Source organism: Streptomyces sp. NPDC058469 (assembly GCF_042721125.1).
Taxonomy (GTDB): domain Bacteria; phylum Actinomycetota; class Actinomycetes; order Streptomycetales; family Streptomycetaceae; genus Streptomyces.
In genome coordinates, this window is sequence record NZ_JBHXME010000241.1 from 1 (window position 1) to 12238 (window position 12238).

Consider the following 12238-nt stretch of genomic DNA (forward strand, 5'->3'; position numbering starts at 1 on the left):
GCGGTGGGGGTGGGGGGGGGGGGGGCCCGGGGGGGGGGGGGGGGGGGGGGGGGCCCCCCCCCCCCCGGGACGCGCACCCCCACCCACCCGCACCCACAACTCAGCTCAGCTCAGCTCAGCTCAGCGAGCGCAGCGCCGCCGCGTCATAAGGCGCCAGCTCCTCCACCCGCCCCGCAAGCACCTTCGCCGCCCACTCGGGATCCTGAAGCAGCGCCCGCCCGACAGCCACCATGTCGAACTCGTCGCGCTCCAGGCTGTCGAGGAGGTCTTCGATGCCCTTGACCGGGGCGCCCTCGCCGCGGAAGCCCTTGAGGAAGTCGCCGTCGAGGCCGACCGAGCCGACGGTGATGGTCTGCTTGCCGGTGAGCTTCTTGGTCCAGCCCGCGAGGTTGAGGTCGGAACCGGCGTCCTCGAACTCGGGGAGCCAGTAGCGGCGGGTGGACGCGTGGAAGACGTCCACACCGGCCGCCGCGAGCGGAGTCAGGATCGCCTCCAGCTCCTCCGGGGTCTCGGCGAGACGGGCGCCGTAGACGTCCTGCTTCCACTGCGAGTAACGGAAGATGATCGGGAACTCCGGCGAGACCGTCTCGCGTACGGCGGCCACGATCTCCGCCGCGAACTTCGTACGGGCGACCGCGTCACCGCCGTAGGCGTCCGTACGACGGTTGGTGCCCGCCCACAGGAACTGGTCGAGGAGGTAGCCGTGCGCGCCGTGCAGCTCGACGCCATCGAAGCCGATCCGCTCAGCGGCGGCAGCCGCCTCGGCGAAGGCGCCGATGACGTCGTCCAGGTCCCGCTGCGTCATGGCCGTACCGGTGACCTCGTCGCTGCCGATGCGCAGCCCGGAGGGGCCGACCGCGGGGGCGTCCGCGAACGGGGGCTGGCCCTGCTCGCGGACCATGCCGATGTGCCACAGCTGCGGCACGATCGTGCCGCCGGCCGCGTGCACGCCCTCGGCCACCTTCGCCCAGCCCGCGAGCTGCTCCGCGCCGTGGAAACGCGGGATGTCGTCACTCTGCCCGGCCGAGTCGTGACCGACGTAGGTGCCCTCGGTGACGATGAGACCGACACCTGCGGCGGCGCGGCGGGCGTAGTACGACACCACGTCCTCACCGGGAATGCCGCCCGGCGAGAACTGCCGGGTCATCGGCGCCATCACGATCCGGTTCGGGACGGTCAGGCCGTTGAGGGTGATCGGACGGCCGAGGATTTCGGCCGCTCGGGAGGCGGGGGCGGTCGTAGACACGTGTGGGGGCTCCTCGGGATTACCGGGTGTCAGGCACAAGGCGCCAGACGTCAGGTACCAGGTGGTATGTGCGTATGCATCGATCATGCGTCAACAACAACCCCCCGGCCAAGCCCCTCATTCCAACCGTCCCGCACCTCGGCCTGTGATCCCGGACACCTGTGACCCCGACCACCCGTGACCCGGACACGCCCGAGGGCGGTACCTCCTGTCGGAACAGGAAGTACCGCCCTCGGTAAGACCGTTGATCAACCAGAGGTCGATCAGAAGTCCATGTCACCGCCCGGCATGCCGCCACCGGCACCCGCGCCGGCACCGGCCTTCTCGGGCTTGTCTGCGATGACGGCCTCGGTGGTGAGGAACAGCGCGGCGATGGACGCGGCGTTCTGCAGGGCAGAGCGCGTGACCTTCGCCGGGTCGATGATGCCCTCGGCGATCATGTCCACGTACTCACCGGTCGCGGCGTTGAGGCCGTGACCGATGGGCAGGTTGCGGACCTTCTCGACGACGACTCCGCCTTCGAGGCCACCGTTGACGGCGATCTGCTTCAGCGGGGCCTCAAGGGCCAGCTTCACGATCGCGGCACCGGTCGCCTCGTCACCTTCGAGCTCAAGCTTCTCGAAGACGTGGCCCGCCTGGATGAGCGCGACGCCGCCACCGGCGACGATGCCCTCCTCGACGGCCGCCTTCGCGTTGCGAACGGCGTCCTCGATGCGGTGCTTGCGCTCCTTGAGCTCGACCTCGGTGGCCGCGCCCGCCTTGATGACGGCGACGCCGCCGGCGAGCTTGGCGAGGCGCTCCTGGAGCTTCTCGCGGTCGTAGTCCGAGTCGCTGTTCTCGATCTCGGCGCGGATCTGGTTGACGCGACCGGCAACCTGGTCCGCCGAGCCCGAGCCGTCGACGATCGTCGTCTCGTCCTTGGTGATGACGACCTTGCGGGCGCGGCCGAGGAGATCCACGGTCGCGTTCTCCAGCTTGAGGCCGACCTCCTCGGAGATGACCTCGCCGCCCGTGAGGATGGCGATGTCGCCGAGCATGGCCTTGCGACGGTCACCGAAGCCCGGAGCCTTGACGGCGACGGACTTGAAGGTGCCGCGGATCTTGTTGACGACCAGCGTGGACAGGGCCTCGCCCTCAACGTCCTCGGCGATGATCAGCAGCGGCTTGCCCGACTGCATGACCTTCTCCAGGAGCGGGAGCAGGTCCTTGACGTTGGCGATCTTCGAGTTGGCGATCAGGATGTAGGGGTCGTCGAGGACGGCCTCCATACGCTCCATGTCGGTGGCGAAGTACGCCGAGATGTAGCCCTTGTCGAAGCGCATACCCTCGGTGAGCTCAAGCTCAAGACCGAAGGTCTGGGACTCCTCGACGGTGATGACGCCTTCCTTGCCGACCTTGTCCATCGCCTCGGCGATGAGCTCGCCGATCTGGGTGTCGGCGGCGGAGATGGAGGCCGTAGAAGCGATCTGCTCCTTGGTCTCCACGTCCTTGGCCTGCTCCAGCAGGGCACCGGAGACGGCCTCGACGGCCTTCTCGATACCGCGCTTGAGGGCCATCGGGTTGGCGCCCGCGGCTACGTTGCGCAGACCCTCCTTGACGAGGGCCTGGGCCAGGACGGTCGCGGTGGTCGTACCGTCACCGGCGACGTCGTCCGTCTTCTTGGCGACTTCCTTGACCAGCTCGGCGCCGATCTTCTCGTACGGGTCCTCGAGCTCGATCTCCTTGGCGATGGAAACACCATCGTTGGTGATCGTGGGGGCGCCCCACTTCTTCTCGAGGACGACGTTGCGGCCCTTGGGGCCAAGGGTGACCTTGACGGCGTCGGCGAGCTGGTTCATCCCGCGCTCGAGACCGCGCCGTGCCTCCTCGTCGAACGCGATGATCTTGGCCATGTGAAGTGGTCCTCCCGGACTGGGGTGGATTGCTCCGGACCGCGCTGGCGCCCGCGACGGACGGCCTGCCTGCCCCGTGGTTCCTTGCACCACCTGGCCTGCGGGCCTCACCGACCCGGTCCTTCGTTATCACTCTCACCTTCAGAGTGCTAACGCCAATGATTAGCACTCGGCATGGTCGAGTGCAAGCGGCTCCCGCGTTCTGGGCCCCTCCTTCACGGGGCGCGCGAGGTGCGCGCGGGGCCTGCGTGACGGACGCGCGAGGCACGCTCCGGGCACGCTCCGGGCATGACGAAGGGCCCGTACCCCAGGAGGTGACCCCCCAGGAGTACGAGCCCTTCGGTGAGGAACGAAGAACGTCGCTGCTGTTCGTCGGCGCGTGCTTCAGCTGGTCGCGAGCCGGACCATGTCCGCCTGCGGCCCCTTCTGACCCTGCGAGATCTCGAAATCGACCCGCTGACCCTCTTCCAGGGTGCGGTAGCCGTCCATCTGAATCGCGCTGTAGTGGACGAAAACATCCGCACCACCGTCGACCGCGATGAAGCCGTACCCCTTCTCCGCGTTGAACCATTTGACGGTGCCCTGAGCCATGCCTAACTCCCCTATTACTGGCCCTTGCACGGACCCGCACTTCGCGGATCCGGGTCAGACCTCACCCCCCACAGGATTGGGGGCGTGCGCCGGAACGCGTCGACCGCGGCCGAATGTATCCGTCCAACTGCCGTCTGCAACAGGTCAATCCGACGAGAATTCCGGGCAGGACCGGTCGGGAATTTACGGAGAATTCGTCCGACTTCAGGGCAAGTCGGGCCCGATAAAGGGAACATAACGCGCAAAAAGTCTGCACACTTTGGCTACTTCTCATCGCACGCGGAGCGGGTACTCATATGCGTCCGGCATGCGGAGTGGAGCGCGTTCCCCAACTGTACCCCGCTCAACCCTACAGAATTGCCCCCTCCGCTTCTCTCACGGAGGGGGCAATTCGATGAACTCTTGGTAATCGGCGTTACCGAGGGTAATTATCAGCCGCCGGCGACGGCCGGAATGATCGAGACGCCGGCCCCCTCCGGAGTGGCCGTCTCCAGCCCCTGCTCGAACCGCACGTCGTCATCGTTGACGTACACGTTGACGAACCGCCGCAGCTTGCCCTGATCGTCCAGGACGCGGGCGGAGATGCCCGTGTGGTTCTTCTCCAGGTCCGTGATGACCTCGGCGAGGGTGGCACCTTCGGCGGAGACCTCGGCCTTACCGCCGGTGTAGGTGCGAAGGATGGTGGGGATGCGGACAGAAACGCTCATGCTCAAGACCTCCGGTCAGGTACGGCTTCTGGCTTTCAGGGGCGCGGGGCTGTGTCGACGTGCTGCTACCGCCGCGCGGGCGCGACCAACCCCCACGGGCCCGCAGACAAAGAACGACGCTTACGACGCGAGCCCAGCTTCCCTGAACGACTCGAGGTTCGGCCGGATCGTCGCGGTGAGCCCCGTGCCGGCAACCGCGTCCAGCGTCTTCAGACCGTCACCGGTGTTCAACACGACAGTGGTCAGCGTCGGATCCAGCAACCCGTTCTCGATCAGCTTCTTCGCCACACCGACGGTCACCCCACCGGCGGTCTCCGCGAAGATCCCCTCGGTCCGGGCCAGCAACTTGATCGCGTCGACAACCTGCTCGTCGTTGACGTCCTCAACAGCCCCACCGGTACGCCGGGCGATGTCCAGCACGTAAGGGCCGTCCGCCGGGTTCCCGATCGCCAGCGACTTGGCGATCGTGTTCGGCTTCTGCGGACGTACGACGTCATGCCCGGCCTTGTAGGCGACGGACACCGGCGAACATCCTTCCGCCTGCGCCCCGAAGATCTTGTACGGCTTGTCCTCGACGAGCCCGAGCTTGATCAGCTCCTGCAGACCCTTGTCGATCTTCGTGAGCTGCGACCCGGAGGCGATGGGAACCACGAGCTGGTCGGGGAGCTGCCAGCCCAGCTGCTCGCAGATCTCGTACGCGAGGGTCTTGGAGCCCTCCGCGTAGTACGGCCGCAGGTTGACGTTGACGAAGCCCCAGCCCTCGCCGGCCGGGTCGCCGATCAGCTCGGAGCAGAAGCGGTTCACGTCGTCGTAGTTGCCCTCGATGCCGACGAGCTCGCCGCCGTAGATCGCGGCCATGACGATCTTGCCCTGCTCCAGGTCGTGCGGGATGAACACGCAGGAGCGGAAGCCGGCCCGCGCGGCGGCGGCACCGACGGCGCCCGCGAGGTTGCCGGTGGAGGAGCAGGAGAGGGTCGTGAAGTTGAAGGCGCGGGCGGCCTCGATGGCCTGGGCCACGACGCGGTCCTTGAAGGAGTGCGTCGGGTTGCCGGAGTCGTCCTTGACGAACAACTTGCCCGCGTCGACGCCCAGTTCGCGGGCGAGGTTGTCGGCCTGGACGAGCTTGGTCCAGCCGGGGTTGATGTTCGGCTTGTCGGCCACGTCGGCGGGGACGGGCAGCAGGGGCGCGTACCGCCAGATGTTCGCGGGGCCCGCTTCGATGCGCTTGCGGAGCTCTTCGGTGTCGTAGGCCGAGAAGTCGTAGGCGATCTCCAGCGGGCCGAAACACTCCTCGCAGGCGAAGACCGGACCGAGCGGGACGCGGTGGCCGCACTCGCGGCAGGACAGCGCGGCGGCGGGGCCGAGATCGACGGCGTTCGCGGAGTTCGTGTCCGTGTTCGCGGGGTTCGTGGTGCTTGCGACAGTCTGCGCAGCCATGGAGGCGAGGCCCTTTCCTCATCTTCCTCACGACGCATCTCGCCGTGAGACGGATTTGGCACCTTCCCGAGCCGGGAGCCTCGCCACATCAACGTGACAAGACCGGCTGGAGGGTTGCCGGGGCTTCAACGGGCCGTATCCCTCTGCCCCTCTGGATGAGCGGTGTTCAGTTGTGTATGCGGTTGTGTCACTTGCGTGAGCGTCGACAACCCCCGACATGCGATGGTCATCAGCGTTGTTCAAAACTGTAACCGAAGGCCAGGACAGTTGAGTGAGCCGTCCGAACCGCGAGACGGATCACACACACTCCGTGATCACTGCTCGCCGAGAGAACGCAGAGGAGCCGCGCAACGTGCTGAAGGAAGTCGAGCGCTGGCTGAGCACCCGCTCCTGGTCCATGACCGATCGCCCGCTCCACAAGATTCTGGCCGCCAAGCAGCGCACGGGCCAGTCGGTCAGTGTCGTGCTGCCCGCGCTCAACGAGGAAGCGACGGTCGGCGACATCGTCGCGATCATCCGTCACGACCTCATGCAGCAGGTCCCGCTCGTCGACGAGATCGTCGTCGTCGACTCCGGGTCCACCGACCGCACCTCCGAGGTGGCCGCCGCGGCGGGCGCCCGGGTCGTGCACCGTGACGACATCCTGCCCCGCATCCCCGCCGTGCCCGGCAAGGGCGAGGTGCTGTGGCGCTCGCTGCTCGTGACGAGCGGTGACATCGTCTGCTTCATCGACGCGGACCTGAAGGAGTTCTCCTCCGACTTCGTCACCGGGATCGTGGGCCCGCTGCTCACCGACCCCGGCGTCGACCTCGTCAAGGCGATGTACGACCGCCCGCTCGGCGGCGCGGCGGGCCAGGGCGGCCGGGTCACCGAGCTGATGGCGCGCCCGCTGCTGAACATGCACTGGCCGCAGCTGGCCGGTTTCGTGCAGCCGCTCGGCGGCGAGTACGCGGCCCGCCGCTCACTGCTCGAACAACTGCCGTTCCCCGTCGGCTACGGCGTCGAGCTGGGCATGCTCGTCGACGCGCTGCACCTGGTGGGCCTGAACGCCCTCGCCCAGGTCGACGTCGGCGTGCGCAAGCACCGGCACCAGGACGGGCAGGCGCTGGGTCGCATGGCCGCGCAGATCTACCGCACGGCTCAGCTGAGGCTGGCCCGCGGTCACCTCATCCGGCCGTCCCTGACCCAGTTCGAACGGGGTCCGGACGGCTTCGAGCCGCGCACGTACTCCGTGGACACGGAGGAACGGCCGCCGATGGCGGACATCACCGAGTACCAGTCCCGCAAGGTGGCATAACCGCACAGTCATAGACGGTCACGGACGGTCGTATACGGACTCATACGGTCCGCAGACGGCCGTCCGTACGTTTGAGCGTTTCCGGGCCGGGCTAGGTTGTGGCGTATGGCTTCCACGGCTTCTACGGCTTCCCCCTCCCCTCGCGGTGCCGCTCAGGTGCTCGTCGCGTCCAATCGCGGCCCGGTCTCGTACGAGGTGGGCGACGACGGTTCGCTGCGCGCCAAGCGCGGCGGCGGCGGGCTGGTGTCCGGGCTGTCGGCGATCGGCCCGGACGCGGGTGCGCTGTGGGTGTGCTCGGCGCTGTCCGACGGCGACCGCGAGGCCGTACGGCGCGGGGTCGGCGAGGACGGCGTACGGATGCTGGACATCCCGGCCGATGTACACGCCGACGCGTACAACGGCATCGCCAACTCCGTGCTGTGGTTCGTCCACCACATGCTGTACCAGACCCCGCTGGAGCCGGTCTTCGACGCGGAGTTCCGGCGCCAGTGGGCGTCGTACGAGACGTACAACCGGGCGTTCGCGGAGGCGCTGGCACAGGAGGCGGCGGAGGGCGCGGTCGCGATCGTGCAGGACTACCACCTGTGCCTGGTGCCGGGGATGCTGCGGGAGTTGAGGCCGGATCTGCGGATCGGCCACTTCTCGCACACGCCGTGGGCACCGGCGGACTACTTCCGGATGCTGCCGGACGACATCCGGGAGCAGCTGCTGACGGGCATGCTCGGCGCGGACCGGCTCGGCTTCCTCACCCACCGCTGGGCGGACGCGTTCACGGCCTGTTGTACGGAGTTCGCCGGGGGCCCGGGTGACACGCGGATCGGCGTCCACGGCCTCGGCGCCGACGCCGACTTCCTGCGCGCCCGCTCGCACGAGCCGGACGTGGAGGAGCGCATCGTCGCACTGCGCGAGGAGATCGGCGCGGGCCGCAGGACCATCGTCCGCGTCGACCGCACCGAACTGTCCAAGAACATCGTGCGCGGACTGCTGGCGTACCGCCAACTCCTCGACGACCACCCGGAGTTGCTGGAGCAGGTCGTCCACGTGGCGTTCGCCTACCCCTCCCGGCAGGACCTCGCCGTCTACCGCGACTACACGGCCGAGGTGCAGCGGGTCGCCGACGAGATCAACTCCCAGTACGGGACGGCGGGTTGGACCCCGGTCGTCCTGCACGTCAAGGACGACTTCGCCCGCTCCCTGGCCGCGTACCGCCTCGCCGACGTGGCCCTCGTCAACCCCATCCGCGACGGCATGAACCTCGTCGCCAAGGAGGTCCCGGTCGTCTCCGACGAGGGCTGCGTCCTGGTCCTCTCCCGGGAGGCGGGCGCCTACGAGGAGTTGGGCGAGGACGCGATCCCGGTCAACCCGTACGACGTGATCGCCACAGCCGGCGCGCTCCACGAGGCGTTGACCATGCCGGCCGGGGAACGGGCCGAGCGGACAAAGAGGTTGACGGCGGCGGCTACGGCCCTGCCTCCGGCCCAGTGGTTCCTGGAACAGCTGAACGCGCTGCGCGATCGGACGAGTTGAGCGGGGCCGGGGCGGGGCGCGTCGGGGGAGCGGCAGAGCGGCCGTGGGGGTCGCTGGAAGCTGGGGCCGTTCCTAACCACTGTGGTGGTTCATGACTGGTTAGAAAGGACCCCAGCCTCCGGAGAGGCCAGTAGCAGGTCTAGGCCCCCACCCCGGCCTCGAATCACCCCAGTTGAGCCGCGAGCGCCGACAGCAGTCCTACGACCCCCGCCGGGCCGTCCACCACCAGGTCGGCCCGTTCCCGCAACTCCGTGACCTCGTCGCTGCCGCTGCAGACCAGCAACCCGGGGACGCCGTCCGAGCGGAGTTTTTCCACGGCCGCGAAGGCGGGGAGGTCGCCGAGGTCGTCGCCCGCGTAGAGGACCGACTCGGCGCCGGTCTCGCGGAGGTAGTCGAGGAGGGCTACGCCCTTGTCCATGCCGGGTGGGCGCAGCTCCAGGACCATGCGGCCGGGTTCGACGATCAGGCCGTGGCGGGTGGCGAGCTCGGTGAGGGGGGCTCGTAGGGCCTCGAAGGCGGCCTGGGGGTCCTCGGCTCGGCGGGTGTGGACCGCGAGCGCGCGGCCCTTCTCCTCGATCCACGTGCCCTGCCAGGCGCCGATCCGGTCGAGGAAGCCCGGGAGTTCGGCGCGGACCGCCGCGACCCCGGGATGCGGGGCGGGCGCGCTGACCGTGCTGCTCACCGCGTCCCAGCGTTCCGTGCCGTAGTGACCGAGGACGACCAGGTGTGCCAGGGCCGGGACGCCCGCGAAGCCGCCGTTGCGGACCGCCACGCCGGCCGGGCGGCCGGTGATCACGGCCACGGACGCCACCTTCGGGGCGAGTGCGGCCAGCGCCGGCACCGCGCCCGGATGCGCGCGGGCCTGCTCGGGGTCCGGCACGATCGGTGCGAGCGTGCCGTCGAAGTCGAGTCCGATCACCGCGGCGGCGGGCTTGGCGAGGATCGCCTCAAGGCCTTCGCGCCCGGCACGGGTGACGGGGGTCGGCAGTGCGTGCAGGGGATCGGTGGAGTCCTGAGGGCTGCCCATGTCAACGACCCTATCCGGGTGGGGGCGGTCCTACCCCTCGCTCACCGCCGCACGGCCGGGACCCACACCTCTCCTCACCTCTCCGAGCGCCGCGTGTCACGGACCCGTCTCAGCCTGTTCACCGTCACCGGGTCGTGGGCCAGGGCCCGCTCGTCGTCCAGCAGGGCGTTGAGCAGCTGGTAGTAGCGCACGGGGGCCAGGCCCAGTTCCTCGCGGATCGCGCGTTCCTTCACGCCGGGGCCCGGGAAGCCGCGGCGCTCCAACGCGAGGATGTCCTGTTCCCTCCGGTTCAGTGAGGGAAGCCGCGAGGGCCGGTCCTTGTCCATGCCCTGCACCGTAACCCCCGCCACTGACAACGGCCCCGGCTCCGCCCACTCCCCGCCGCTGCCGCCGTTACTTGCCGCTCTCCGCCAACGAAGCCGACGCCTGCAACTGCCCCAGCACCGCAGCCGGGCTGCCGTTCGCGGCCACCGCCTGGCCTATCCGCTTCTTTATGTCGGCGCTGACCGTGGACCAGGAGGTGTTGCCGACCGGGTAGAGCGTGGACAGCGGGAGTTCCTCCAGGAAGGGCCGTAGAGCCTGGTCCTGCTTCGATGCCTGCATCGCCTCGGACGCGGAGTTGGTCACCGGCAGGAGGTCGTACTCGCGGGAGAAGGCGAGGACGTTCTTCTCGCTGTAGACGAAGTCGAGGAAGTCGCCGATCTGCTCGCGGTGACCGTTCTGCTTGAACGCGGCCATCCAGTCGGCGACGCCCATCGTGGTCTTGGCCTTGCCGGTACGCCCCGGCATCGCGACCGTGCCGAACTTGACGCCCTTCTTGGCGGCCTGCTGCATGAGGGTCGGGTGCCCGTTGAGCATGCCTACGTCACCGTTGGCGAAGGCGGCGAACGCGTCCGCGCGGTTGAGCTTGGCCGGCGCCACGGGCCCGGTCAGGCCCTTGGCGACAAGGTCGTCGCGCAGCCAGGTGAAGGTGGAGATGTTCTGCGTGGAGTCGAGGGTGTACGTGCCGATGTCGTCGGTGTAGCCACCGCCCCCGCCGAGCAGCCACTGCATCGTCTCGGCCTGCGCCTCCTCGGAACCGAGCGGCAGCGCGAACGGGTACTTCACGCCCCGCTCCTTCAGCGCCTCCGCGTCGGCGGCCAGCTCGCTCCAGTCCTTCGGCGGGGTCAGGCCGGCCTCGGTGAAGAGGGTCTTGTTGTAGAAGAGGACGCGCGTAGACGCGGCGAACGGCATGCCGTACTGGATGTGGTTCACCTGCCCCGCGTCCAGCAGCGGCTCCAGAAAATCGGCTTCTACGGGGATGGAGAGCAGGTCGGCGGTGGAGTACAGCTTGCCCGCGTCCGCGTAGTCCGCGTACGCGCCGATCTGCGCCATGTCGGGCGCCTTGCCGGCGGCGACCATCTCCTTGACCTTGCGGTCGACGTCGTTCCAGGAGTAGACGCTGACCTCGACCTTGACGTTCGCGTGCTTCGCCTCGTACGCCTTGACGAGGGCGTCCCAGTATTTCTGCGAACTGTTGGACGCGGAGTCGCCGTAGTCCGCGGCGACGAGTCTCAGGGTGACATCACCGGAGCCTCCGCCGAGGCCGCAGCCGCCGAGAACCGCCGTCATGCCCAGTGCGGACACCACCGCGATCATTCCTGTCCTACGCCGCTGCACCGCTGAATCCCCAACCTTTGCTGTCGTGACGTTCGCTCTGCGAACCCATAAGGTCTACACCACGTGAGTGGACTAGACCTCTCGCGGGTAGACGGGCCACACTGTCCCCCGTGAGACATGTCATCGCCCTCGACGTGGGCGGCACCGGGATGAAGGCCGCCCTCGTAGGCACGGGCGGCGAGTTGCTGCACCGGGCCCGCCGGGCGACCGGGCGCGAGCGCGGACCGGACGCGGTCGTCGAGCACATCCTCGGCTTCGCCGCCGAGCTGCGCGCGTACGGCGAGGAGCACTACGGCGAGCCCGCGTCCGCCGCCGGCGTCGCCGTCCCCGGCATCGTCGACGCCGAGCGGGGCATCGCCGCGTACTCGGCCAACCTCGGCTGGCGCGACGTACCCCTGCGCGACCTGCTCGCCGCCCGTCTCGGCGGCGTCCCGGTCGCCCTCGGCCACGACGTGCGCACCGGCGGTCTCGCCGAGGGCCGCATCGGCGCGGGCAAGGGCGCCGACCGCTTCCTGTTCGTGCCGCTGGGCACCGGTATAGCGGGCGCGATCGGCATCGACGGCCGGGTGGAGGCGGGCGCGCACGGCTTCGCGGGCGAGATCGGCCATGTCGTCGTACGACCGGGCGGGACCCCGTGTCCCTGCGGCCAGGTCGGCTGCCTGGAGCGGTACGCGTCCGCGGCGGCGGTGACCGAGGCGTGGGCCACCGCTTCCGGCGACCCGGACGCGGACGCGGCCGACTGCGCCAAAGCCGTCGACTCCGGCGACCCCCGGGCCCGGTCCGTCTGGCAGGAGGCCGTCGACGCCCTCGCTGACGGCCTCGTCACCGCCCTCACCCTCCTGGACCCCCGCACGA

General features: G+C 69.1%; 11 protein-coding genes and 1 riboswitch. Of the genes, 3 read left to right on the forward strand and 8 right to left on the reverse strand.

The annotated features are described in order from the left end of the window. Positions 1 to 115 precede the first annotated feature (115 nt). The 5 genes from ACFWP5_RS49195 to thrC form a co-directional block, all read right to left on the reverse strand. A complete protein-coding gene (locus ACFWP5_RS49195; protein WP_384172884.1) occupies positions 116 to 1246 on the reverse strand; it encodes an NADH:flavin oxidoreductase in 1131 nt (376 codons plus the stop codon). Between the two features lie 263 nt (positions 1247 to 1509). Next, positions 1510 to 3138, reverse strand: a complete 1629-nt coding sequence (gene groL, locus ACFWP5_RS49200; RefSeq protein WP_200690012.1) for a chaperonin GroEL — start codon at positions 3136 to 3138, stop codon at positions 1510 to 1512. 384 nt (positions 3139 to 3522) lie between these two features. Then, complete coding sequence (locus tag ACFWP5_RS49205) at positions 3523 to 3729, reverse strand: cold-shock protein (RefSeq protein ID WP_019057200.1); 207 nt, start codon at positions 3727 to 3729, stop codon at positions 3523 to 3525. Positions 3730 to 4160: 431 nt separating this feature from the next. After that, the gene (locus ACFWP5_RS49210) at positions 4161 to 4436 is read right to left on the reverse strand and encodes a MoaD/ThiS family protein (protein ID WP_384172888.1); all 276 of its coding nucleotides are present in this window, start codon (positions 4434 to 4436) and stop codon (positions 4161 to 4163) included. Positions 4437 to 4556: 120 nt separating this feature from the next. Continuing rightward, complete coding sequence (thrC, locus tag ACFWP5_RS49215) at positions 4557 to 5873, reverse strand: threonine synthase (protein ID WP_384172891.1); 1317 nt, start codon at positions 5871 to 5873, stop codon at positions 4557 to 4559. Positions 5874 to 5888: 15 nt separating this feature from the next. Next, positions 5889 to 6035, reverse strand: a riboswitch (SAM riboswitch). 190 nt (positions 6036 to 6225) lie between these two features. On the opposite strand from thrC, the gene ACFWP5_RS49220 reads away from it, so the two are divergent. Then, the gene (locus tag ACFWP5_RS49220) at positions 6226 to 7170 is read left to right on the forward strand and encodes a glucosyl-3-phosphoglycerate synthase (RefSeq protein ID WP_384172894.1); all 945 of its coding nucleotides are present in this window, start codon (positions 6226 to 6228) and stop codon (positions 7168 to 7170) included. A 105-nt stretch (positions 7171 to 7275) separates the two neighbouring features. Next, positions 7276 to 8697: a trehalose-6-phosphate synthase gene (locus ACFWP5_RS49225; protein ID WP_384172897.1), complete on the forward strand. Its 1422-nt coding sequence runs from the start codon at positions 7276 to 7278 to the stop codon at positions 8695 to 8697. A 163-nt stretch (positions 8698 to 8860) separates the two neighbouring features. Here the strand turns inward: ACFWP5_RS49225 and otsB are convergent, their stop codons facing one another. From otsB to ACFWP5_RS49240, 3 genes are all read right to left on the reverse strand, one after another. After that, complete coding sequence (gene otsB / locus ACFWP5_RS49230; RefSeq protein WP_384172900.1) at positions 8861 to 9724, reverse strand: trehalose-phosphatase; 864 nt, start codon at positions 9722 to 9724, stop codon at positions 8861 to 8863. 74 nt (positions 9725 to 9798) lie between these two features. After that, positions 9799 to 10050, reverse strand: a complete 252-nt coding sequence (locus ACFWP5_RS49235) for a DUF3263 domain-containing protein (protein ID WP_365305873.1) — start codon at positions 10048 to 10050, stop codon at positions 9799 to 9801. A gap of 67 nt (positions 10051 to 10117) precedes the next feature. Further along, positions 10118 to 11362, reverse strand: a complete 1245-nt coding sequence (locus tag ACFWP5_RS49240) for an extracellular solute-binding protein (protein WP_384172903.1) — start codon at positions 11360 to 11362, stop codon at positions 10118 to 10120. 131 nt (positions 11363 to 11493) lie between these two features. Here ACFWP5_RS49240 and ACFWP5_RS49245 point away from each other — a divergent pair. After that, positions 11494 to 12238, forward strand: a 745-nt coding sequence (locus ACFWP5_RS49245) for an ROK family protein (RefSeq protein WP_384172907.1), incomplete at its 3' end; no start/stop codon positions are given.

Excerpts from the sequence above, each read along its gene's own strand:
- groL (WP_200690012.1), bottom strand. The coding sequence starts at position 3,138 with ATGGCCAAGATCATCGCGTTCGACGAGGAGGCACGGCGCGGTCTCGAG.
- ACFWP5_RS49205 (WP_019057200.1), bottom strand. The coding sequence starts at position 3,729 with ATGGCTCAGGGCACCGTCAAATGGTTCAACGCGGAGAAGGGGTACGGC.
- ACFWP5_RS49210 (WP_384172888.1), bottom strand. The coding sequence starts at position 4,436 with ATGAGCGTTTCTGTCCGCATCCCCACCATCCTTCGCACCTACACCGGC.
- thrC (WP_384172891.1), bottom strand. The coding sequence starts at position 5,873 with ATGGCTGCGCAGACTGTCGCAAGCACCACGAACCCCGCGAACACGGAC.
- ACFWP5_RS49225 (WP_384172897.1), top strand. The coding sequence starts at position 7,276 with ATGGCTTCCACGGCTTCTACGGCTTCCCCCTCCCCTCGCGGTGCCGCT.
- otsB (WP_384172900.1), bottom strand. The coding sequence starts at position 9,724 with ATGGGCAGCCCTCAGGACTCCACCGATCCCCTGCACGCACTGCCGACC.
- ACFWP5_RS49235 (WP_365305873.1), bottom strand. The coding sequence starts at position 10,050 with ATGGACAAGGACCGGCCCTCGCGGCTTCCCTCACTGAACCGGAGGGAA.
- ACFWP5_RS49240 (WP_384172903.1), bottom strand. The coding sequence starts at position 11,362 with ATGATCGCGGTGGTGTCCGCACTGGGCATGACGGCGGTTCTCGGCGGC.